This window comes from Micromonospora halotolerans, from assembly GCF_032108445.1.
GTDB classification, from domain to species: Bacteria; Actinomycetota; Actinomycetes; order Mycobacteriales; family Micromonosporaceae; genus Micromonospora; species Micromonospora halotolerans.
The window spans coordinates 1,709,895-1,730,663 of the sequence record NZ_CP134876.1; the positions used below are offsets into that span (position 1 = coordinate 1,709,895).

20 protein-coding genes, 1 tRNA gene and 1 pseudogene are annotated in these 20,769 nt (G+C 72.3%); 4 read left to right on the plus strand and 18 right to left on the minus strand.

The window, feature by feature from the left end; genetic code table 11:
• Positions 1 to 9: 9 nt before the first annotated feature.
• Genes RMN56_RS07850 through RMN56_RS07870 form a run of 5 tightly spaced genes read right to left on the minus strand, consistent with a single transcriptional unit; the run spans position 10 to position 4,057 of the window.
• Positions 10 to 384 (minus strand): GntR family transcriptional regulator, encoded by a 375-nt coding sequence (locus RMN56_RS07850; RefSeq protein ID WP_313723154.1) that lies wholly within the window; start codon positions 382 to 384, stop codon positions 10 to 12.
• Positions 381 to 1,316 (minus strand): YihY/virulence factor BrkB family protein, encoded by a 936-nt coding sequence (locus RMN56_RS07855; protein ID WP_313723155.1) that lies wholly within the window; start codon positions 1,314 to 1,316, stop codon positions 381 to 383. Before RMN56_RS07855 ends, RMN56_RS07850 begins: the two co-directional genes overlap by 4 nt.
• A gap of 57 nt (positions 1,317 to 1,373) precedes the next feature.
• The gene (locus RMN56_RS07860) at positions 1,374 to 1,931 is read right to left on the minus strand and encodes a 2'-5' RNA ligase family protein (RefSeq protein WP_313723156.1); all 558 of its coding nucleotides are present in this window, start codon (positions 1,929 to 1,931) and stop codon (positions 1,374 to 1,376) included.
• Positions 1,932 to 1,972: 41 nt separating this feature from the next.
• The gene (trpS, locus tag RMN56_RS07865) at positions 1,973 to 2,998 is read right to left on the minus strand and encodes a tryptophan--tRNA ligase (protein ID WP_313723157.1); all 1,026 of its coding nucleotides are present in this window, start codon (positions 2,996 to 2,998) and stop codon (positions 1,973 to 1,975) included.
• Positions 2,999 to 3,031: 33 nt separating this feature from the next.
• On the minus strand, positions 3,032 to 4,057 hold the full coding sequence (locus RMN56_RS07870) for a hemolysin family protein (RefSeq protein ID WP_313723158.1): 1,026 nt from the start codon (positions 4,055 to 4,057) through the stop codon (positions 3,032 to 3,034).
• Positions 4,058 to 4,286: 229 nt separating this feature from the next.
• On the opposite strand from RMN56_RS07870, the gene galE reads away from it, so the two are divergent.
• Both galE and galK read left to right on the plus strand, forming a co-directional pair.
• A complete protein-coding gene (gene galE / locus RMN56_RS07875) occupies positions 4,287 to 5,216 on the plus strand; it encodes a UDP-glucose 4-epimerase GalE (RefSeq protein ID WP_313724676.1) in 930 nt (309 codons plus the stop codon).
• Entirely contained in the window at positions 5,213 to 6,373 is a 1,161-nt protein-coding gene (gene galK / locus RMN56_RS07880) for a galactokinase (protein ID WP_313723159.1), read from the plus strand. The genes galE and galK overlap by 4 nt, the downstream gene beginning before the upstream one ends.
• 64 nt (positions 6,374 to 6,437) lie before the next feature.
• On the opposite strand, the gene cysN is transcribed toward galK, so the two are convergent.
• From cysN to RMN56_RS07925, 9 genes and pseudogenes are all read right to left on the minus strand, one after another.
• Complete coding sequence (gene cysN, locus RMN56_RS07885; RefSeq protein ID WP_313723160.1) at positions 6,438 to 7,739, minus strand: sulfate adenylyltransferase subunit CysN; 1,302 nt, start codon at positions 7,737 to 7,739, stop codon at positions 6,438 to 6,440.
• Positions 7,739 to 8,650: a sulfate adenylyltransferase subunit CysD gene (gene cysD / locus RMN56_RS07890; protein ID WP_313723161.1), complete on the minus strand. Its 912-nt coding sequence runs from the start codon at positions 8,648 to 8,650 to the stop codon at positions 7,739 to 7,741. The genes cysN and cysD overlap by 1 nt, the downstream gene beginning before the upstream one ends.
• Positions 8,651 to 8,730: 80 nt before the next feature.
• Positions 8,731 to 9,564, minus strand: a complete 834-nt coding sequence (locus RMN56_RS07895) for an inositol monophosphatase family protein (protein ID WP_313723162.1) — start codon at positions 9,562 to 9,564, stop codon at positions 8,731 to 8,733.
• A gap of 92 nt (positions 9,565 to 9,656) precedes the next feature.
• Positions 9,657 to 10,247 (minus strand): aminoacyl-tRNA hydrolase, encoded by a 591-nt coding sequence (pth, locus tag RMN56_RS07900; RefSeq protein ID WP_262287163.1) that lies wholly within the window; start codon positions 10,245 to 10,247, stop codon positions 9,657 to 9,659.
• Positions 10,248 to 10,344: 97 nt separating this feature from the next.
• Positions 10,345 to 11,037, minus strand: a complete 693-nt coding sequence (locus RMN56_RS07905; protein WP_313723163.1) for a 50S ribosomal protein L25/general stress protein Ctc — start codon at positions 11,035 to 11,037, stop codon at positions 10,345 to 10,347.
• A gap of 297 nt (positions 11,038 to 11,334) precedes the next feature.
• Positions 11,335 to 12,315: a ribose-phosphate diphosphokinase gene (locus RMN56_RS07910; RefSeq protein WP_262287165.1), complete on the minus strand. Its 981-nt coding sequence runs from the start codon at positions 12,313 to 12,315 to the stop codon at positions 11,335 to 11,337.
• A gap of 52 nt (positions 12,316 to 12,367) precedes the next feature.
• Positions 12,368 to 13,894, minus strand: a pseudogene (gene glmU / locus RMN56_RS07915) (bifunctional UDP-N-acetylglucosamine diphosphorylase/glucosamine-1-phosphate N-acetyltransferase GlmU).
• A 103-nt stretch (positions 13,895 to 13,997) separates the two neighbouring features.
• A tRNA-Gln gene (locus RMN56_RS07920) sits at positions 13,998 to 14,069 on the minus strand.
• A 15-nt stretch (positions 14,070 to 14,084) separates the two neighbouring features.
• The gene (locus tag RMN56_RS07925; protein WP_313723164.1) at positions 14,085 to 14,954 is read right to left on the minus strand and encodes a helix-turn-helix domain-containing protein; all 870 of its coding nucleotides are present in this window, start codon (positions 14,952 to 14,954) and stop codon (positions 14,085 to 14,087) included.
• 121 nt (positions 14,955 to 15,075) lie between these two features.
• Here RMN56_RS07925 and RMN56_RS07930 point away from each other — a divergent pair, with 121 nt between their 5' ends.
• Positions 15,076 to 16,047 carry an acyl-CoA desaturase gene (locus RMN56_RS07930; protein ID WP_313723165.1) on the plus strand — a complete coding sequence of 324 codons (972 nt, stop codon included), beginning with the start codon at positions 15,076 to 15,078 and terminating at the stop codon, positions 16,045 to 16,047.
• 41 nt (positions 16,048 to 16,088) lie between these two features.
• The gene (locus RMN56_RS07935; protein WP_313723167.1) at positions 16,089 to 16,772 is read left to right on the plus strand and encodes a TetR family transcriptional regulator; all 684 of its coding nucleotides are present in this window, start codon (positions 16,089 to 16,091) and stop codon (positions 16,770 to 16,772) included.
• 7 nt (positions 16,773 to 16,779) lie between these two features.
• Here RMN56_RS07935 and RMN56_RS07940 read toward each other — a convergent pair whose 3' ends face one another.
• From RMN56_RS07940 to RMN56_RS07955, 4 genes are all read right to left on the minus strand, one after another.
• Complete coding sequence (locus RMN56_RS07940) at positions 16,780 to 17,253, minus strand: DUF4383 domain-containing protein (protein WP_313723168.1); 474 nt, start codon at positions 17,251 to 17,253, stop codon at positions 16,780 to 16,782.
• A gap of 115 nt (positions 17,254 to 17,368) precedes the next feature.
• Complete coding sequence (locus tag RMN56_RS07945) at positions 17,369 to 17,824, minus strand: DUF4383 domain-containing protein (RefSeq protein WP_313723170.1); 456 nt, start codon at positions 17,822 to 17,824, stop codon at positions 17,369 to 17,371.
• A 95-nt stretch (positions 17,825 to 17,919) separates the two neighbouring features.
• Complete coding sequence (locus RMN56_RS07950) at positions 17,920 to 19,719, minus strand: ABC-F family ATP-binding cassette domain-containing protein (RefSeq protein WP_313723171.1); 1,800 nt, start codon at positions 19,717 to 19,719, stop codon at positions 17,920 to 17,922.
• Positions 19,720 to 19,799: 80 nt separating this feature from the next.
• Complete coding sequence (locus RMN56_RS07955) at positions 19,800 to 20,753, minus strand: 4-(cytidine 5'-diphospho)-2-C-methyl-D-erythritol kinase (RefSeq protein ID WP_313723172.1); 954 nt, start codon at positions 20,751 to 20,753, stop codon at positions 19,800 to 19,802.
• Positions 20,754 to 20,769: the final 16 nt, after the last annotated feature.

Below are 20,769 nucleotides of genomic sequence, written 5' to 3' on the forward strand. Positions count from 1 at the left end.
CGGTCGCTCTCACCCGTGCGTACCGGCGTCCAGAGCCGCACGGACCAGGGCGACGGCGCGGTCCGGCGGGACGCCCAGGCGGAGCGCCTCGGCGGCGTACGCCGTGGCGGCGCGGTGCAGGCGGTCGGTGGCGTCGTCGCGGCCGGGGGCCACCACGGTGCCGTGCCGCCCGCGGGTCTGCACCAGCCCGGCCGACTCCAGCTCCCGGTACGCCCGCGCCACGGTGTTCACGGCCAGGCCCAGGTCGGCGGCGAGCTGCCGGACCGCGGGCAGGCGGGTGCCGACCGGCAGCCGGCCGTCGCCGATCATGGCGGCGAACTGCCCGCGCACCTGCTCGTACGGGGGCACCGCCGAGTCCTGCTCGATCCGGATCCGAGTGCTCATCCCGCCCCTCCCGGCGTCCCCGGGTCGGTGTCCTCGTCGACCTCCACGTCCACGTACCGCCCGCCGCCGCCCTCGGCCAGGTCGACCACTCGCCCGTAGCGGCTCGTGGCGGCCAACGCCGCGCCGAAGAGCACCATCTGGTTGAGCAGGTAGAGGTAGAGCAGCAACCCCACCGCCGTGGCCACCACGGTGTAGGCCGGGTTCCGCTCGGTGCGCACCACGTAGTAGCGCCCCACGGTGTTGAGCAGCGTGATGCCGACGGCGACCGTCAGCACGGCGGGACGCAGCCGGCGGCGGCTCATCCGCAGGCGGGGCACCGCCACCAGCAGCGCGGTGGCCAGCACCGCGTTGATCACCACGCTGAGCACCGCGCTGACCGTGGTCAACCCGACCGAGCCGGTGCTGCGCAACAGGAAGCGCAGCAGCGACTCCAGCGCGTCCACGGCGGCCACCGAGACGCCGAGCAGCACGAAGACCGCGACCAGCACCCCCAGGTCGACCAGGCGGCGGATCACCAGGTTGCCGGGCTGCTGGTTGAAGCCGTACATGAGCCGCTGCGAGGAGCGGATCGCCTCGACCCAGCCGATCCCGGTGAACACCAGGATGACCAGGCCGATCACCCCGACGGTGTTGCTGCTCTCGGCGATCTGCTTGGCGTCGAGGAAGGGCAGGTTCTCGTCCAGGAAGTCGGCGGCCGCCCGACTCACCTCGCGGTTGTCCTGGAGGATCGTGCCGAAGATCCAGTAGCCGACCAGGGCCAGCGCGAACACGGCGAAGAAGCCGTAGTAGGCGATCGCGGCGGCCAGCCGGCCGGCGAGCAGGTTGGCGTAGAGCGTGCCGGCGCGCCACACGTGGTCGAAGGCCGACGACCGGACCCGGGCCGCGTCGACGCGGCGGCCGAGCGCCGCCTCGATCCGGCCGATGACGTTCACCCCGACATCCTCGCCGATCCGCCCGCCCGCTGGAGGCAGGCCGGCCGCGCGCTCAGCTCAGCCGCCGAGGCGGAAGTCGCGGCGGGGCTGCCACCGGGTGGACCCGCTGTGCGAGAACAGGGTGAACGCCTCGACCTCGAACAGGGCGGAGAAGTCGGCCAGATCCTCGTACGCCTTGTCGAGCACCTCGGGCGGCACGTCCTGGGCCACCGTGACGTGCGGGTGGTACGGGAAGCGCGCCTCGCGGTGCAGCTCGGGGGCCGCCCTGATGGCGGCGGCGAGCAGCTCGCACTCGCTGATCCCCGCGGCCACCGCCACGAAGACCACCTGGGTGACCGGCCGGAACGTGCCGGTGCCCCGCAGGTGCAGGGTGAACGGCAGGTGGGTGGCCGCCACCCGGGCCAGGTGCTCCTCGACGGCCGGCAGCGCGCGCACCGGGATCTCGGTGGGCCCGAGCAGGGTGACGTGCGCCGGGACGGCCTGCGGGTCACCGGCCTCGATCCGCCGGCGGGTGAGCATCCCGCCCCACGGCTCCGGGATGTCGACCGCGATCCCGATCTGGATCGTGTCACCGGCGTCCGGCGACCCGTCCCTGCCATCCACGCTGCGCGCCATCCCTCCGGCCACCGACTGCGACACCCGTTCCCGCCGGGCCGCTACTCGAACCGGACCGGCGGGAAGAAGCCGATCCGCTCGTACGCCGTGCGCAGTGTCTCGGCGGCGACCGCGCGGGCCTTCTCCGCGCCCTGCGCGAGCAGCTTGTCGAGCTGCGCCGGGTCGTCGAGGTAGGCGCGGGTGCGCTCCTGGATCGGGGTGACGAACTCCCGGACCACCTCGGCGAGGTCCTTCTTCAGGTCGCCGTAGCCCTTGCCGTCGTACGCGGCGACGAGGTCGTCGATGCCGCGCCCGGAGAGCGCCGAGTAGATGGTGAGCAGGTTGGAGATGCCGGGCTTGCCCTCGGCGTCGAAGACGATCTCGCGGCCGGTGTCGGTGACCGCCGAGCGGATCTTCTTGGCCGAGCGGGCCGGATCCTCCAGCAGGTCGATGATGCCGGCCGGGGAGGAGGACGACTTCGACATCTTGGCCGTCGGGTCCTGCAGGTCGGTGATCTTCGCGGTGTCCTTGACGATGTGCGGGGCGGGCACCGTGAAGGTCGGGCCGAACAGCGAGTTGAACCGCTGGGCCAGGTCGCGGGAGAGCTCCAGGTGCTGCCGCTGGTCCTCGCCGACCGGCACCGCGTGCGCCTGGTAGAGCAGGATGTCGGCGGCCTGGAGGATCGGGTAGGTGAACAGGCCGACGCTGGCCCGCTCGCTGCCCTGCTTCTGGGACTTGTCCTTGAACTGGGTCATCCGGCTCGCCTCGCCGAAGCCGGTGATGCAGCCGAGCACCCAGGCCAGCTGCGGGTGCTCGGGCACCTGCGACTGGACGAAGAGGGTGCTGCGCTCGGGGTCGAGGCCGACCGCGAAGAGCTGCGCGGCGGCGACCCGGGTGCGCTGCTTGAGCACCTTCGGGTCGTGCCCGGCGGTGATCGCGTGCAGGTCCACCACGCAGTAGAACGCGTCGTGGCTGTCCTGCAGGGCCACCCAGTGCCGTACCGCGCCCAGGTAGTTGCCGAGGTGGAACGAGTCGGCCGTCGGCTGGATGCCGGAGAAGACGCGCGGGCGGGCGGGTACGTCGGACATGGCGGCAATTCTGTCAGCAAGCCCCGGCGTCCGTCATGACGGGCCGGTGGGTCGGGTGGGCACGGGCGGGTGCGGGGCCGTGACCTCGCGCCGGGGCTCGGGCAGGCGGACCGGGGAGACCGCGAGGCGGGACACCCGCCGACCGTCGACCCGGACGACCCGCAGCAGCCAGCCGCCGGGAGGGTCGTCCGGGTCGGGTCCGCCGGTGTCGTCCGGGTCGACGGCCACCGGCACCTCGTCGCCGGTGACCGGCAGCCGGCCCAGGGCGGCCATCACGAAGCCGCCGACCGTCTCGTACGGCCCGGCGGGCAGCGGCACCCCGGTGCGTTCGGCGAAGTCGGCCAGGTTGAGCCGGCCGTCGACCACGGCCGGCAGGCCGGCGTGGGCCGGCTCGGGCGGGGCGTCGTCCTCGTCGTGGATCTCCCCGACCAGCTCCTCGACCAGGTCCTCGCAGGTGACGATGCCGGCGGTGCCGCCGTACTCGTCGACCACCACGGCGAGGTGGTGGCCCTCGCGGCGCATCTCGGTCAGCGCGGCCAGCACGCGTTTGCTGCCCGGGAGCCGCTTCACCTCGCGGGTCAGCTCGGCGACCGTGGCGCGCGGGTCCCGCTCCGGGCGGAGCAGCACGTCCCGCAGGTGGACGACGCCGACCACGTCGTCGTGGGTGCCGTCGACCACCGGGTAGCGGGTGTGCGGTTCGGCGCGGACCAGCGGCTCGGCCTCGCCCACGGTGAGCCCGGCGGCGAGGAAGACCACCTCGGTGCGCGGCACCATCACCTCGCGGATCAGCCGCGCGCCGGCGACCAGCACCTCGTCGATGATCCGCCGCTCGTCGGGGTCGAGCACCGTGTTGGCCGCGACCAGGTCACGCAGCTCGGCCTCGCTGATCCGTTCCCGGCCGGCGGTCGGGCTGGCCCCGAGCAGGTCGGTGACCAGGCGGGTGGCGCCGTCGGCGGCGCGCACCACGAGCCGGGCCACCGTGCGGGCCACGGGTCCGGGTTCGCGTCTCGGCCGCCCCGGCGGGCGTCGCCGGGGCCCGGGACCAGCTCCCTCCCGCATGACAAGGATGGTAGACAGCGGGCGCCGGACACCCGGGGCGATGTTCGGATCTGTTCAATCATGAAGGATTGTGGTGGAATAGGGGACGCCCCCACTCACCGCCGCGGCACAGCCCGCGGCCGTAGGGTGATCACGGACGGCCGCCGCGGCGCGCGGCCCAGGCAGGAGGAGCGACGTGAAACTGCTCGTCACCGGCGGCGCCGGTTACATCGGCAGCGTGGTGACCCGGATGCTGCTCGACCACGGTCACCAGGTGACCGTCCTGGACGACCTGCGCACCGGCCACCGGGAGGCCCTCGCCCCCGAGGCGACCCACGTCGACCTGCCGATCCACGAGGCCGCCCGGGTGCTCACCCCCGACGCCGGCTTCGACGGCGTGCTGCACTTCGCCGCCCTGATCGCCGCGGGCGAGTCGATGGTCAAGCCGGAGCTCTACTGGCAGAACAATACGGTCGGTTCGCTCGCCCTGATCGACGCGGTCCGCGCCGCCCGGGTGCCCCGGCTGGTCTTCTCCTCCACGGCCGCCGTCTACGGCAACCCCACCGAGCTGCCCATCCCGGAGACCGCCGTCAAGGCCCCCACCAACACCTACGGTGCGACCAAGCTGGCCGTCGACATGGCGCTCACCTCCGAGGCGGTCGCCCACGACCTGGCCGCCGTCTCGCTGCGCTACTTCAACGTGGCCGGGGCCTACCGGCACGACGGGCGGACCATCGGCGAACGGCACGACCCCGAGACCCACCTCATCCCGCTCGCCCTCGAGGTGGCCGCGGGCCGGCGCGACAAGTTCCAGCTCTTCGGCGACGACTACCCGACCGTCGACGGCACCTGCGTCCGCGACTACATCCACGTCGAGGACCTGGCCCGCGCGCACCTGCTGGCTCTCGACGCCGCCACCGGGGGCCGGCACCGGATCTACAACCTGGGCAACGGCAACGGCTTCAGCAACCGGCAGGTGATCGAGGTGGTCCGCGAGGTCACCGGGCACCCCGTGCCGGTGGAGGTGGCCCCGCGCCGCGAGGGCGACCCCGCCGAGCTGGTCGCCTCCTCCGCGCTGGCCCGCGCCGAGCTGGGCTGGGTGCCGGAGAAGCCCACCCTCCAGGACATGGTCGGCGACGCCTGGGAGTTCTACCGCACGCACATCCTGGGACAGCAATGAGCGGCGACGTCGCGGCCCGCGCCACCGCCGGCTTCCGGCAGCGGTACGGCGCGGAGCCGGCGGGCCGCTGGGCTGCTCCCGGCCGGGTCAACCTGATCGGCGAGCACACCGACTACAACGACGGGTTCGTGCTGCCCTTCGCGCTGCCGCTGCGTACCGTCGTGGCCGCGGCGCTCGCCGACGACGGGCGCTGGTCCGTCTGGTCGGAGCTGGACGACGAGCCCGTGGAGTTCGGGCCGGCCGAGGCCGACGAGCCCGGCCGCGTCGACGGCTGGGCCGCCTACGTGGCCGGGGTAATCTGGGCGCTGCGCGCCGCCGGCCACGACGTCCCGGGGGCCCGCCTGGCCGTCGCCTCCGACGTGCCGGTCGGTTCCGGGCTCTCCTCGTCGGCGGCCATCGAGGCGGCGGTGCTCGCCGCCCTGGTCGACCTCGGCGGGCTGGACCTCCCCGCCGACCGCTGGCCGCGGCTCGCCCAGCGGGCCGAGAACGACTACGTCGGCGCACCCACCGGCATCATGGACCAGTCCGCGGTGATCCGCGGCCGGTCCGGGCACGCCCTCTTCCTCGACTGCCGCACCGAGGAGGTCGAGCAGATCCCGTTCGACCTGGACGCCGCCGGGCTGGCCGTGCTGGTGGTCGACAGCCGCGCCCCGCACCGGCATGCCGACGGCGAGTACGCCGCCCGCCGCAAGTCCTGCGAGCGGGCCGCCAAGGCGCTCGGGGTGGCCGCCCTGCGCGACGTCGCCACCGCCGACCTGGACGCCGCGCTGGCCCGCCTCGACGACCCCGAGACCCGCCGCCGGGTCCGGCACGTCGTCACCGAGGACCAGCGGGTGCTCGACACGGTCGAGTTGCTGCGCGCCGGGCGGATCCGCGACATCGGCCCGCTGCTGACCGCCTCGCACGCCTCGATGCGGGACGACTTCGAGATCACCGTGCCGGAGATCGACACCGCGGTCGAGGCGGCCCTGGCCGCCGGGGCGTACGGGGCGCGGATGACCGGCGGCGGCTTCGGCGGCTGCGTGCTCGCCCTGGTCGACGCGGACGCCGCCGACGCGGTGACGGCCGCCGTGGCCGCCGCGTACGCCGACCGCGGCTTCACGGCGCCCCACACGCTCCCCGTTCTCCCCTCCCCCGGCGCCACCCGCCTTGCGTGAAAGGAAGGGCCCCCTGTTAACGCCTGGCGTATAACAGGAGGCCCTTCCTAACACCGTGCGCCGGTCAGCCGGCCTCGACGATCATGCCGGCGCCGACCGTGCGGTTGGTGGCCTCGTCGATGATGACGAAACCGCCCGTGGTGCGGTTGCGCCGGTACTCGTCGGCCAGCAGCGGGACCGTCGTCCGCAGCCGCACCCGGCCGATCTCGTTGAGCTTCAGCTCACCGGCCGTCTCGTCGCGGTGCAGCGAGTTGATGTCCAGCCGGTAGTGCAGCCCGCGCACGATGGCCCGGGCCGAGCGGGTGGTGTGCTTGATGGCGTACCGGGCGCCGACCTGGAGCGGGCGCGTCTCGTCCATCCAGCAGATCATCGCCTCGATGTCCTGCGCGACGGCCGGCGCGTTGTTCGGCCGGCAGATCATGTCGCCACGCGAGATGTCGATCTCGTCGGCCAGCCGGACGGTCACCGACATCGGCGGGAACGCCTCGTCCACCGGGCCGTCGGCGGTCTCCACGGCGGCGATCCGGCTGGTGAAGCCCGACGGCAGCACCATCACCTCGTCGCCGGCCTTGAGCACACCCGAGGCCACCTGGCCCGCGTAGCCCCGGTAGTCGGTGACCGTGGTGGACTGCGGCCGGATCACGTACTGCACCGGGAAGCGGACGTCGACCAGGTTGCGGTCGGACGCGATGTGCACCCGCTCCAGGTGGTGCAGCAGCGACGGGCCCTCGTACCAGGGCATGTTCTCCGAGCGGGTGACGATGTTGTCGCCCTGCAGCGCGGAGATCGGCACCACGGTCAGGTCCGGCACGTCGAGCTTCGCGGCGAACGCGGTGAACTCGTCGGCGATCTGCTCGAACACCTCCTGCGACCAGTCGACCAGGTCCATCTTGTTCACGCAGAGGACCAGGTGCGGCACCCGCAGCAGCGAGCAGAGGAACGCGTGCCGGCGGGACTGCTCCACCAGCCCCTTGCGCGCGTCCACCAGGATCAGCGCCAGGTCGGCCGTGGAGGCGCCGGTGACCATGTTCCGGGTGTACTGGATGTGCCCCGGGGTGTCGGCGATGATGAACTTCCGCCGCGGCGTGGCGAAGTAGCGGTACGCCACGTCGATGGTGATGCCCTGCTCCCGCTCGGCGCGCAGGCCGTCGGTGAGCAGCGCCAGGTTGGTGTACTCGTCGCCCCGGGCCGCGCTGACCGCCTCGACCGCGGCGAGCTGGTCGGTGAAGAGCGACTTCGTGTCGTACAGCAGCCGGCCGATCAGGGTCGACTTGCCGTCGTCGACGCTGCCCGCGGTGGCGAACCGCAGCAGGTCCATGGGGCGTGCCGAATCGCTCTCGGCCGGCGCCAGCGTCTCCACGCTCATCAGAAGTAGCCCTCCCGCTTGCGGTCCTCCATGGCGGCCTCGCTGACCCGGTCGTCGCCGCGGGTCGCGCCGCGCTCGGTGATCCGGGTGGCGGCCACCTCCTCGATCACCTTCTCCACCGTGTCGGCGTCCGAGCGGACCGCCGCGGTGCAGGAGGCGTCACCCACGGTCCGGTACCGCACCTGGGCCTTGAACGGCTGCTCGCCGGCGCGGGCGCGGAAGAACTCGTTGACCGCGTAGTACATGCCGTCGCGTTCGATCACCTCGCGCTCGTGCGCGTAGTAGATCGACGGCAGCGGGATCCGCTCCCGGGCGATGTAGTGCCAGACGTCCAGCTCGGTCCAGTTGGAGAGCGGGAACACCCGAATCGACTCGCCCGGGTGGTGCCGGCCGTTGTAGAGCGCCCACAGCTCGGGGCGCTGGTTCTTCGGGTCCCACTGGCCGAACTCGTCGCGGAAGCTGAACACCCGCTCCTTGGCCCGGGCCTTCTCCTCGTCCCGGCGCGCACCGCCGAACAGCGCGTCGAAGCGGTGCTTCTCCACCGCGTCGAGCAGCACCGGGGTCTGGATCCGGTTGCGCATGCCGTCGGCCGACTCGCGCACCAGCCCCTTGGTGAGGGCCTCCGGCACGCTGGCCACGATGAGCTGGAGACCCAGCTCGGCGACGCGCTGGTCCCGGTATTCGAGAACCTCGGGGAAGTTGTGGCCGGTGTCGACGTGCATCACCGGGAAGGGAATGTTGGCCGGGGCGAAGGCCTTCTGGGCCAACCGGAGCATCACGATCGAGTCCTTGCCGCCGGAGAAGAGCAGCACGGGGCGCTCCATCTCGGCGACGACCTCACGCATCACGAAGATGCTCTCCGCCTCGAGAGCGTCCAGGTGGGACACCTGGTACGCGGCGGTGGCCGTCATGACACGAACTCGATTCGCTCGGATCCGCACATCGGGATTCCAGACCTTTCCGGTCGGACTCGTGAAGAAGAACGCTCAGGCTACCCGGAATGCCTCTGCAGCGCTGCAAGCAACCGGCTGGCGAGATCCTTGCGGCAGACCAGCAGGTCGGGCAGGCGTGGGTCGGCCTCGTTGTATTTCAGCGCAGATCCGTCGATCCGGGAAGCGTGCAGTCCGGTGGCCGTCGCCACAGCGACCGGAGCGGCCGAGTCCCACTCGTACTGACCGCCCGCGTGGATGTACGCGTCGACCTCGCCGGTGACCACAGCGGCGATCTTCGCGCCCGCCGAGCCCATCGGGACCAGATGCGCGCCGATGTCCTCTGCCAGATCGGTCAGGAAAACCGGCGGACGGCTACGGCTGGCCGCCAACCGGATGGTCCTGCCGCCGCCCGCCGTGGCGGCCTCCAGGGTCATCGGCGGGTACGCCGGCGGGTAGTCCGTGCCCAGCACCCGGTGCTGCGCCGGCAACCCCACCGCGCCCGCGACCAGACCGTGCGGCGTCGGCGCGCTGCGCGCCCAGAGCGCCACGTGCACCGCCCAGTCCGAGCGGCCCTCCTCGGCGAACTCCCGGGTGCCGTCGAGCGGATCGATGATCCACACCCGGTCCGCGTTCAGCCGGGACACCGCGTCGCTGCTCACCTCGGCCGTCCAGGCCAGCCGCGAACCCTCGTCCTCCTCCGACAGCACCGAGTCCGCCGGCCGCCACTTCGCCAGCTCGGTGCGGATCAGATCGTGCGAGACCTTGTCCCCGGCCGACTTCAGCGCCCCCGCGTCGGCGAAGCCCAGCTCCGCGCGCAGGCCCATCAGCGCCTGCCCGGCCCGGGCCGCCAACCACCGGGCGAACGCGCCGTCGATCATCGGAGGACTGCCCATGGTGTTCCCGCTCCCGTCGCCCACCGTCGCACGTCAGAAGGCGCAGACTACCGGCACCGGACCGACCCGCCCGGGACGCCCCGCCCGGCGCCTCAGGCCCCGTGGTACAGGTTCTGCGTCGGCTCCACGCCCTTGGTCACCACCGACTCCACCACGTCCGCCGCCCGGTCCACCAGGAACTCCAGCTCCTTGCGCTCGGCAGCGGAGAAGTCCGACAGCACGTAGTCGGCCGGGTCCTGCCGGCCCGGCGGCCGGCCGATGCCGAACCGCACCCGCACGTAGTCCTTCGTGCCCAGCGACTTCGACATCGAGCGCAGGCCGTTGTGACCGCCCTCGCCGCCACCGCACTTCACCCGCAACTGGCCGTAGGGGATGTCCAGCTCGTCGTGCACCGCGATCACGCGCCCCGGCGGGATCTTGTGGAACTGCGCCAGCCCGACCACCGGGCCGCCGGAAAGATTCATGTACGTCAGCGGCTTCACCAGCACCAGCTTCGGGCCGCCGAAACCCAGCCTTCCCTCGGCCACCTCGGCCACCGCGCGCTTGTGCCGGCCGAACTTCCCGCCCACCCGGGCGGCCAGCAGCTCCGCCACCATGAAGCCGACGTTGTGCCGGTTGCCCGCGTACTCCCGACCGGGGTTGCCCAGGCCGACCACCAGCCACGGCCCCGCCTCGTCCGTCACGCCACGTCCCTTCCGCTCAGCCCGCCGACCCGTCTCCGATACGCCGACAGGCGCCCCCGGGAACCGGGGACGCCTGTCGCACAGCCTGCGAAACCGATCAGGCCTCGGTCTTCGGCTCCTCGGCAGCCGGCTCGCCCTCGGCCGGAGCGCCCTCCGGAGCCTCGGCGGTCTCCTCGCCGACCTCGGCCTCGGCCTCCTCCTCGGCGACCTCGACCTCGGGGAGGGTGGCCTCGAGCTGCTCGGCGGTCGGGGCGGCGGTCACCGAGGCGACCTGCAGCTCCCCGTCCGCGGCCAGCTCGACACCGGCCGGCAGCGTCACGTCGGCGGCGGTGATCTGGGTGCCGGCCTCGGCGCCCTCGATCGACGCCTCCAGGTGGTCCGGCACCTTCGTGGCGTCGGCGGTCACCGTGAGCGTGTCGTGGTCGTGCACGATCAGGGTGTCCTTGGCGGCCTCGCCGGTCAGCTGGATCGGAACCTCGACGGTGACCTTCTCGCCCCGGCGGACCAGCAGCAGGTCCACGTGCTCGAAGGTGTCCTTGATCGGGTCACGCTGGATCGCCTTCGGCAGCGCCAGCACCTGGGTGCCGTCGCTGACCTCGATCGCGAAGAGCTGGTTCGCACCGCCCTTGCGGATCGCGGCGGCGAACTCACGCGCCGGGAGCGCGATGTGCTTGGGCTTCTCGCCGTGGCCGTACAGCACGGCGGGCACCTTGCCGGCCCGGCGGGTACGACGGGCACCACCCTTGCCGAACTCGGTACGGGGCTCGGCGCTGATCTTTACCTCGGACACGGGGAAACTCCTGATGCTTCGCTGCGGCGGCTTGTCGTCTGGCGGTGCTGGGCGAGGGGCTCGCTGGGGCTCAACGTCGTGAACGACCGCCCGGAGCACCGCGTCGATGACGGCGCCTCCGTGCGGTGCTTTTCAGCGGCCCGCCGGGCACCCTCGCCGTGGCAACCGCACCAGTCTACCCGAGCGATTTCCGAGCTTTCCGGCAGTCCCCATATCACCGCCGGTGGTACCGTGCCGGCCACTTTCCCGACCGGCGGCGACCCACGCGGAGGGCCGCCGCCGGGCGGGGCGCGGAACTCAGCTCAGGCCACCGAACAGGGTGGTCACCGAGCCGTCGTCGAAGACCTCCCGGATCGCCCGGGCCAGCAGCGGGGCGATCGACAGCACGGTCAGCTTGTCGAGCTGCTTCTCCGGCGGCAACGGCAGCGTGTTGGTCACCACGACCTCGCTGATCGGGCTGTTCTTCAGCCGCTCGGTCGCCGGGTCGGACAGCAGCGCGTGGGTGGAGGCCACCACGATCTCCGCCGCGCCCGACTCCTTCAGGATGTCGGCGGCCTTGCTGATCGTGCCACCGGTGTCGATCATGTCGTCGACGATCAGGCAGACCCGGCCCTCGACCTCGCCGACCACCCGGTTCGCCACCACCTGGTTCGGCTTCAGCGGATCCCGCGTCTTGTGGATGAACGCCAGCGGGCAGCCACCCAGCCGGTCCGTCCAACGCTCGGCCACCCGCACCCGACCCGAGTCCGGCGCCACCACGGTCATCGGCCGGCCCGCGTACTTGTGCTCCACGTACTCGGCCAGCACGTCCATGGCGAACAGGTGGTCCACCGGGCCGTCGAAGAAGCCCTGGATCTGCGCGGTGTGCAGGTCGACCGTCAGGATCCGGTTCGCGCCCGCCGTCTTCAGCAGGTCGGCCACCAGCCGCGCCGAGATCGGCTCCCGGCCGCGGTGCTTCTTGTCCTGCCGCGAGTAGGGGTAGAACGGCAGGACCACCGTGATCCGCTTGGCCGACCCGCGCTTCAGCGCGTCGACCATGATCAGGGTTTCCATCACCCAGGTGTTGACCCCGTGCGTCACGGACTGCACCACGAAGGCGTCCGAACCGCGTACCGAGTCCTTGAAGCGCACGAAGATCTCACCGTTGGCGAAATCGTACGAGTCGGAGGGCGTCGGCGCGACGCCGAGCACCTCACCGATCTCCTTGGCCAGCTCCGGAAAACCCCGTCCGGAGAAGAGCATCAGGCTCTTGCGGTTTTCGGCGACGATGCTGCCCATGGGCCCGTCTGCTCCCGTATGTCGGTGGTTCCCGGCGGCGGTGAGCCGGGGACTATTCGGTTGCAGTATCCCCCGCGTTCACCGGTCCTCCCACGGTCTCCGGTCCCCCGTGGATTCAGTCACCTTCGCTTGCGGCACCGGCCGGGTCCGACGCACCCTCGCGGGCCCGCTGCGCCGCCTCCGCGGCCGCCGTGCCGGACCGCTTGCGCAGCACCCAGCCCTCGACGTTGCGCTGCTGACCCCGGGCCACCGCCATGGCGCCCGCCGGCACATCCGAGATGATCACCGAGCCCGCCGCCGTGTACGCGCCGTCCCCCACCCGCACCGGCGCCACGAACATGTTGTCCGCCCCGGTCCGCGCGTGACTGCCGATGGTGGTGTGGTGCTTGCGCACCCCGTCGTAGTTGACGAACACCGTCGCCGCGCCGATGTTGCTGTGCTCGCCGATCGTCGCGTCACCCACGTACGACAGGTGCGGCACCTTCGACCCCTCGCCGATGGCGGCCTTCTTCGTCTCCACGAACGTGCCGACCTTCGCCTTCCGGCCCAGCCGCGACTCCGGCCGCAGGTACGCGTACGGCCCGACGCTGGCCTCCGGGCCCACCTCGGCGCCCACCGCGTGGCTGCGCACCACGCTCGCACCCGCGCCCACCGTGGTGTCCACCAGGGTGGTGTCCGGACCCACCAGCGCGCCCGCGCCGACCACCGTCGCGCCCTGCAACTGGGTGTTCTGGTCGATCACCGCGTCCCGCTCGACGGTCACCGTCACGTCGATCCAGGTGGTGTGCGGGTCCAGGATGCTCACCCCGGTCCGCATCCAGCCCTCGTTCACCCGGTCGCGCAGCAGCCGCCGCAGCGCGGCCAGCTCGACCCGGTCGTTGCAGCCCAGCGTCTCCACGTGATCGGCCGCGCAGTGCACCGCGACCGGCTCCCCCGCGTCCCGGAGCAGGCCGAACACGTCGGTCAGGTACTCCTCGCCCTGCTCGTTGTCCGTCGAGAGCTTGCCCAGCGCATCCCGCAGCCGCGCCACGTCGAACGCGTAGATGCCCGCGTTGATCTCCCGCAGCGCGCGCTGCTCCGGGGTGGCGTCCCGCTCCTCGACGATCTGCGCCAGCCGCCCCTGCGCGTCGCGCACGATCCGGCCCAGGCCGGTCGGGTCGGGCACCTCGGCGGCCAGCACGGTCGCCGCCGCGGCGGCGCCCTCGTGCGCCTCGACCAGGGCCACCACGGTGTCGGGCCGCAGCAGCGGCACATCCCCGTTGATCACCACGACCGTGCCGGCGGCCTCCGAGACCGCGTCCAGCGCGATCCGCACCGCGTGCCCGGTGCCGAGCTGCCGCTCCTGGAGCACGGGGGTGGCCGCCGGGGCGATCTCGGCCAGGTGCGCGCGCACCTGGTCGGCGCCGTGGCCGACCACGACCACCTGGCGGTCCGCGCCGAGCGGCGCGGCCGCGGCCAGCACGTGACCGAGCAGGGTACGACCGAGCAGCGGGTGCAGCACCTTGGGCAGGGCCGACTTCATCCGCTTGCCCTCACCGGCGGCGAGCACGACAACGGTGCGGAGGTGGGGCTGGGACACGACGTGGCTCCAGTCGGGACGGCGACAGTCTCGCGGCCATGCTAACCAGACCGCCGGGCAGGTCGCCGCATACCCCAAGAAGGGCACCGATACCAGAGAATTGCTCGGCCGCCAGGATTCGAACCTGAAACACAAGAACCAAAATCTTGGGTGTTGCCAGTTACACCACGGCCGAAGGATCGCCAACAGCTTAGCGCCTGTCGTCCACCTTCCGATGGCTCGGATCGGTGCCACGTTCGGCGGCCAAGCCCTCCACCACGCCCGCTATCCAGAGGTAGAGCTCACGCGATCGGGGAACACGTACCACGAGACAACCCCGGTAGTTCGCCCCGACGTTGGTCCGCGTCGTCCGCGGATTGTGCCGCCTCAGGGTCGGCCGTTGAAACGAGCCGGGATCCACCCCCAGCTGAGCGGCCCACCAGCAACCGGCGGCCTCTGCGTCCGCATTTTCGTGAATGCTCACCCGGTAGCGAAGGTCATGGCGGGATCTTCCCGTTGCATCGACGAACCGGACGAACAGCTCCACCAACCGGATGTCGCTGTTGGTGAAGGTGAGGTCGTAGCGGGAGTTGTCCGGCTTGCTCTTCGAGTCCTCGCACCAGTAGATCGCCGCCCCGAGCACCAGCAGGTCACGGTCGTCGAGCGCGCCGACCACACCGGCCGCCCGCTCGTGTTCCGCCGCCCGGGCCCCGTCCCGTGCCTCCCGGTACGCGCTCCAGCGGGCGTCCGTCATCGCTTTCGAATGCGCCCGCCGCCGCTGCGCCGTCGCCTCGTCCGGGCTCAACGGCAGGTGCCGCACCCACTGGTAGGCGGTCGACTTGGCGACGCCGAGCTGCGCCGCGATCTCGCCGACCGACCGGCCCTCGCCCCGGAGTCGCTCGGCCTCGGCACGCTCCGCGTCACGGGCCCGGGGTCGCCGGGTCCACTCGGGTGGCGGGACGCCGCGCAGCAGCGCGTATACCCGGTCGCGGCCGATGCCCAGGCGGGCCCGGATCTGCGCGACGGAGAGCTGTTCCTCGACGCGCAGGCGGCGCGCCTCGGCGGCGAGCGGGTCGGTCACTCCGGCAGGTTAGGACACCCGTACGACAGGTCGGCCATCGACGAAGCGACGTGTCCGCTGCGATCTAGCGCGCTCCTGGTTACGGTGACGTAGGCGTAGTCCCGTTCCACTGGGAGGTGCCATGTCGACCACAGTGACCGGCCCGGACAGCGGCCCGAAGCCACTCACCCAGGGCCACCAGTCACCCGGCATCCTGATCGCACTGTGGGCCTTCGTGGTCGTACCGTTCCTCGCCCTGCTGGCCGCCGTGCCGGTGGCCTGGGGCGGCTGGCTGGGCTGGACCGACGTGCTGGTGGCCGCGTTCTGGTACGTGCTGTCCGGCCTGGGCATCACGGTCGGCTACCACCGCTATTTCACCCACGGCTCGTTCAAGGCGAAACCGTGGCTGCGGGCGGTCCTGGCGGTGGCGGGCTCGTTCGCCGTGCAGGGCGAGATCGTCCAGTGGGTGGCCGACCACCGGCGGCATCACGCGTTCTCCGACCAGGAGGGCGATCCGCACTCGCCGTGGCGGTTCGGGGAGAGCATCGGCGGGCTGACGAAGGGGCTGTTCCACGCGCACGTCGGCTGGCTGTTCAACCGGGAGTTGTCGAACCGGGAGCGGTTCGCGCCGGACCTGCTCGCCGATCCGATCACGCGCCGCGTCGACCGGTTGTTCCCGGTGCTGGTGGTGGTCTCGATGCTCGGGCCGGCGGCGATGGGCGGGCTGCTCACCGGGTCGTGGCAGGGCGCGCTGACGGCGTTCTTCTGGGGTGGGCTGGTCCGGATCGCGCTGCTGCACCACGTCACCTGGTCGATCAACTCGGTGTGCCACGTCTACGGTGAGCGCCCGTTCGCGGTACGGCAGGGCGACCGGGCGTCGAACTTCTGGCCGTTGGCGTTGCTGTCGTTCGGGGAGAGCTGGCACAACCTGCACCACGCCGAGCCGACGAGCGCGCGCCACGGGGTGCTGCGCGGGCAGGTCGATCCGTCGGCGCGGGTGATCTGGCTGCTGGAGAAGGTCGGCGCGGCCTGGTCGGTGCGGTGGCCGAAACCGGAGCGGATCACGGCGAAGCTGGTGGAGCCGGGGCGGGTGCGCGGCCGACCGGCGCGGTAACCGGTCGTTCGGGGCGGGTGGGGTTTGGCAGGATGGGCCGGGTGACCGACGTTCCCGGCAGCGACGCCAGCTCCGCCCGCAGGCGGGCCGTCCCGGCGGCGAAGCCTTCCCGGGTTCGGATGTCCGCGACCCAACGACGCGAGCAGTTGATCTCGATTGCGCGGCAGATCTTCGCCGAGCGCGGGTTCGACGCCACCTCGATCGAGGAGGTGTCGGCCCGGGCCAAGGTGTCCAAGCCGGTGGTCTACGAGCATTTCGGCGGCAAGGAGGGGCTCTACGCGGTGGTGGTGGACCGGGAGGTCCGCTCGTTGCTGGACCGGATCACCACGGCGTTGACGGCGGGGCATCCGCGGGAGTTGCTGGAGCAGGCGGCGTTGACGCTGCTGACGTACATCGAGGAGGAGACCAGCGGGTTCCGGGTGCTGGTCCGGGAGTCGCCGTTGATGTCGGCGACGGGCAACTTCAGCAGCGTGATGAACGATGTGGCGCACCAGGTGGAGCACATCCTGGGTGCGGAGTTCTCCAGTCGGGGCTACGACCCGAAGCTGGCGGAGCTGTACTCGCAGGCGCTGGTGGGCATGGTCGCGTTGACGGGGCGCTGGTGGTTGGAGGTGCGCAAGCCGCGGAAGGAGACGGTGGCGGCGCACCTGGTGAACCTGGCCTGGAACGGCCTGTCGCACCTGGAGGCGAAGCCGGGTCTGATCACCGTCCGCAAGCGGGCCTGAGCCGCGCTCAGCGGTTGGCCTCGGCGATGGGGTGCTCGCGGCGGCGCCGTTCCTCGGCGGCGTGCTCGTCGGTGCCGACCTTGTCGTAGAGGCCGGTGGCGAGCAGGACCAGCCCGAACACCAGCGAGATGAGGACGGTGGACATCGAGAAGTTGAGGAAGTTCGCCGAGGTCTGCAGCACGGCCATCATGAGGATGCCGGTGATCAGGAAGACCGCACCGGCGGTCAGGTTCATGTAGTGGCCGAGGTTGCCGCGGCGGGACGCGCCGATGATGAGGAAGGCGCCGAAGATCACGGAGACCAGGGCGAACGCCAGGTTGGTGCGGAGGCCGAGGGCCGTGGTGTCCTCCCGGCTGAAGAGCCCGTCGCCCCAGGTCTCGAAGACCCCGTAGACGCCGAACACCAGGATGTAGAGGCCGATGAGCCCGGACAGGACCCGGTAGAGCGGCCGTGCGGGGTGGTTCACCGGGAAGTGCGCCATGGGAACCTCCGGTCGGCTGACTGGTTTGGCCCAATTGTCCCCCGAGTCACCCGCTCCCGTCCCCGGAAAACGCCGAAGGCCCGGCGGGCGCCGGGCCTTCGGGGGTGGCTGCGGGTCAGAGCACCAGGCGGGCCTTCTGCCAGGCCTCGTGCTCGTCGTCGGTGCCGACCTTGCCGTACATGCCGACCATGAGGAGCACCAGGGACAGGGTGAGCACCACGATGTCGGTCATGATCGAGAAGTTGAAGATGTTGGCGTCGGTGTGCAGGAACGCCAGCTCGGCCAGGCCGAGGACCATGAGGGCGTAGGCCAGCCACTGGTTGATCGCCACGTCGAGGTTGCGGCCGATCACCGTGCCGACCAGGATCGCGGCGCCGAGCAGGATGGCGAGCATCGAGAAGCCGAGGTTGGTGCCCTGGCCGAGGACCTTCGTGTCGTCCTGCGCGAGGACGTCGTCGCCGGCGCTGGCGATGATGCCGAGCACGCCGAAGACGACGAAGTACAGACCAACGAGCCCGCCGATCGCCCGGTAGACAGGCCGCGCGGGGTGGTTGACGGGGGTGTGGGCCATCTGTGCGTCTCCAAGACCGAACGGAAGAGGGGTCGCCTGCGATTGTCCCGCACGCCCGTCAGTGACGCCGCACACCCCCCACCGGCGGGTCGGTGTCAGCCGGCCGGCAGTTCCTCGGCGAGGGCCAGCCAGGCCTCCTCGGTGCGGTCGCGCTCGGCGCGGACCTCCTTGAGCTGGGCGTCCAGCTCGGCGACCCTGGCGTAGTCGGTGGCATTGGCGGCGAGCTGCTCGTGCAGCGTCGCCTCCTTCTGTTCGAGCTTGGCGATCTGCCGTTCCAGCCGGCTGAGCTCCTTCTTGGCGGTGCGTACCTCGGCGGCGGACATGCCCTCCCGGGCCGGGGCGGCCGCGGCCGGGGTGAGGTCCGCGGGCGCGGGGCCGCCGCGCGCGGCGGCGCGCGCCAGGTACTCGTCGACGCCGCCGGGGAGGTGCACCAGCCGGCCGTCGCCGAACATCCCGTACGCGACGTCGGTGACCCGCTCGATCAGGTAGCGGTCGTGGCTGGCCACGACGATCGTGCCGGGCCAGGAGTCGAGCAGGTCCTCCAGGGCGGCGAGGGTGTCGGTGTCCAGGTCGTTGGTGGGCTCGTCGAGGAGGAGCACGTTGGGTTCGCCGGCGAGCAGCCGCAGCATCTGGAGCCGGCGGCGCTCGCCGCCGGAGAGGTCGCTGACCGGGGTCCAGAGCCGCCGGTCGTCGAAGCCGAAGACCTCGGCGAGCTGGGCGGCGCTGATCTCCCGGTCGCCGAACTGGACCCGCCGGGCCACCTCCTCGACGGCTTCGAGGACGCGCAGGTTGCCGGGGAGTTCGGCGAGTTCCTGGGAGAGGAACGCGGGGCGTACGGTCTGCCCGGCGGCGAACCGCCCGCCGTCGGGGCGGGTCACTCCGGCGAGCATCCGCAGCAGGGTGGTCTTGCCGGCGCCGTTGCGGCCGAGGATCGCGACGCGGTCGCCGGGGCCGACCTGCCAGGTGGTGTCGTGCAGGATCTCCTTCGGGCCGGCGTGCAGGGTGACCTGGTCGAGGTCGTACACCTGCTTGCCGAGCCGGGCGGTGGCGAGCCGTTGCAGCGACGTGGTGTCGCGCGGTTCCGGCACGTCGGCGATGAGCGCGTTGGCGGCGTCGATCCGGAACTTCGGCTTGGAGGTGCGGGCCGGCGCGCCGCGGCGCAGCCAGGCGATCTCCTTGCGGAGCAGGTTCTGCCGGCGGGCCTCGGTGGCGGCGGCGACGCGCTGCCGCTCGACGCGGGCCAGGGTCCAGGCGGCGAAGCCGCCCTCGTAGGCCCGGACGGTCTGGTCGGCGACCTCCCAGGTGGTGGTGCAGACGGCGTCGAGGAACCAGCGGTCGTGGGTGACCACCACGAGCGCGCCCTTGCGGGTGACGAGGTGCCGGGCCAGCCAGTCGACGCCGCCGACGTCGAGGTGGTTGGTGGGCTCGTCGAGGATGAGCAGGTCGGCGTCGCGGACCAGCAGGGCGGCGAGGGCGACGCGGCGGCGCTCACCGCCGGACATCGTCCCGACCGGCGCGTCGAGGCCGAGGTGGGGCATGCCGAGGCCGTCGAGGATGGCCCGGACGCCGGCGTCGCCGGCCCACTCGTGCTCGGCGCCCATGCTCTGGCCGAGCCAGGCGGTGCCGAGCACCACGTCCCGCACGGTGGCCTCGGGGGCCAGGTCGAGGCTCTGCGGCAGCCAGGAGACCCGCAGGTCGCGGCGGTGGGTGACGCGGCCGTCGTCGGGCTCCTCCTGCTTGGTGAGCAGGCGCAGCAGGGTGGACTTGCCGGCGCCGTTGAGGCCGACGACGCCGACCCGGTCGGCGTCGTCGAGGCCGAGCGAGACGTCGGTGAGCAGCGGCCCGGCGGCGCCGTACCCCTTGGACACCCGGTCCAGGTTGACGATGTTGGCCACGAACCCACCTTTCATGATCAAAGGCGCCCCGGTGCCCGGGACGCCCACGTCAAGGGTACGCGGACCGGGCGGGGCGGGGTTCAGACGATGCGGGCGCCGGGGACCGGGCCGTGCGCGACCCGCGCCTCCCGGCAGACGCCGGCGGCGGACAGGTCGGCGGCGATCCGGGCGGCGTGCGCCTCGTCGGTGGCGAGGAAGACGCAGGTCGGGCCGGAGCCGGAGACGAGGCCGGCGAGCGCCCCGGCCGCCTCCCCCGCCTTGAGCGTCTCGGCCAGCGACGGGCGCATGGCGAGCGCGGCGGCCTGGAGGTCGTTGCCGAGCGTGGCGGCGAGCACCCGCGGGTCGCGCTGGCGCAGCGCGCCCAGCAGCCCGTCGGTGCTGCCCAGCGGCTGCCCCGCGGTGCCGGCGTCGCGGAGCCGGTCCAGCTCCCGGTAGGCGGCCGGGGTGGAGAGGCCGCCGTCGGCGAGGGCCACCACCCAGTGCCAGGAGGTGGGGCGGGCCAGCACCGGGCTGACCGCCTCGCCGCGCCCGGTGCCCAGCGCGGTGCCGCCGTGGATGAGGAACGGCACGTCGGAGCCGAGGTCGGCGGCGATCCCGGCCAGTTCGTCGCGGGACAGCCCGGTGCCCCAGAGCGCGTCGCAGGCGACCAGCGCGGCGGCCGCGTCGGCGCTGCCCCCGGCCAGCCCGCCGGCGAGCGGGATCTGCTTGCGCAGGTGCAGCCGGGCGTGCGGCAGGACGCCCGCGTAGCCGGCGAGGGCGTGGGCGGCCCGGATGACCAGGTTGGAGTCGTCCAGGGCCAGCTCGCCGGCGCCCTCACCCTCCATGGTGAGGGTCAGCGTGTCGCCCCGGCGGGCGGTCAGCTCGTCGTAGATGGAGATCGCGTGGTAGACGGTGTTCAGCTCGTGGTAGCCGTCCCGGCGCAGCGGGCCCACCCCGAGGTGCAGGTTGACCTTGGCCGGCACCCGCACCTTCACCGGGCCGCTCGCCCCGCGCCGCTGCCCGTCCTCGTCGTCCGGTCGCCAGGCCTCGGTCACGGGACGATGTCCCGCG

Bases quoted from the DNA above. Each gene is read 5' to 3' on its own strand.
- RMN56_RS07945 (WP_313723170.1), bottom strand. From the start codon at position 17,824: ATGGCCCACACCCCCGTCAACCACCCCGCGCGGCCTGTCTACCGGGCG.
- RMN56_RS07910 (WP_262287165.1), bottom strand. From the start codon at position 12,315: ATGGGCAGCATCGTCGCCGAAAACCGCAAGAGCCTGATGCTCTTCTCC.
- RMN56_RS07930 (WP_313723165.1), top strand. From the start codon at position 15,076: ATGTCGACCACAGTGACCGGCCCGGACAGCGGCCCGAAGCCACTCACC.
- galE (WP_313724676.1), top strand. From the start codon at position 4,287: ATGCTGCTCGACCACGGTCACCAGGTGACCGTCCTGGACGACCTGCGC.
- trpS (WP_313723157.1), bottom strand. From the start codon at position 2,998: ATGTCCGACGTACCCGCCCGCCCGCGCGTCTTCTCCGGCATCCAGCCG.
- RMN56_RS07870 (WP_313723158.1), bottom strand. From the start codon at position 4,057: ATGCGGGAGGGAGCTGGTCCCGGGCCCCGGCGACGCCCGCCGGGGCGG.
- cysN (WP_313723160.1), bottom strand. From the start codon at position 7,739: ATGAGCGTGGAGACGCTGGCGCCGGCCGAGAGCGATTCGGCACGCCCC.
- RMN56_RS07895 (WP_313723162.1), bottom strand. From the start codon at position 9,564: ATGGGCAGTCCTCCGATGATCGACGGCGCGTTCGCCCGGTGGTTGGCG.
- RMN56_RS07860 (WP_313723156.1), bottom strand. From the start codon at position 1,931: ATGGCGCGCAGCGTGGATGGCAGGGACGGGTCGCCGGACGCCGGTGAC.
- RMN56_RS07940 (WP_313723168.1), bottom strand. From the start codon at position 17,253: ATGGCGCACTTCCCGGTGAACCACCCCGCACGGCCGCTCTACCGGGTC.
- galK (WP_313723159.1), top strand. From the start codon at position 5,213: ATGAGCGGCGACGTCGCGGCCCGCGCCACCGCCGGCTTCCGGCAGCGG.
- cysD (WP_313723161.1), bottom strand. From the start codon at position 8,650: ATGACGGCCACCGCCGCGTACCAGGTGTCCCACCTGGACGCTCTCGAG.
- RMN56_RS07850 (WP_313723154.1), bottom strand. From the start codon at position 384: ATGAGCACTCGGATCCGGATCGAGCAGGACTCGGCGGTGCCCCCGTAC.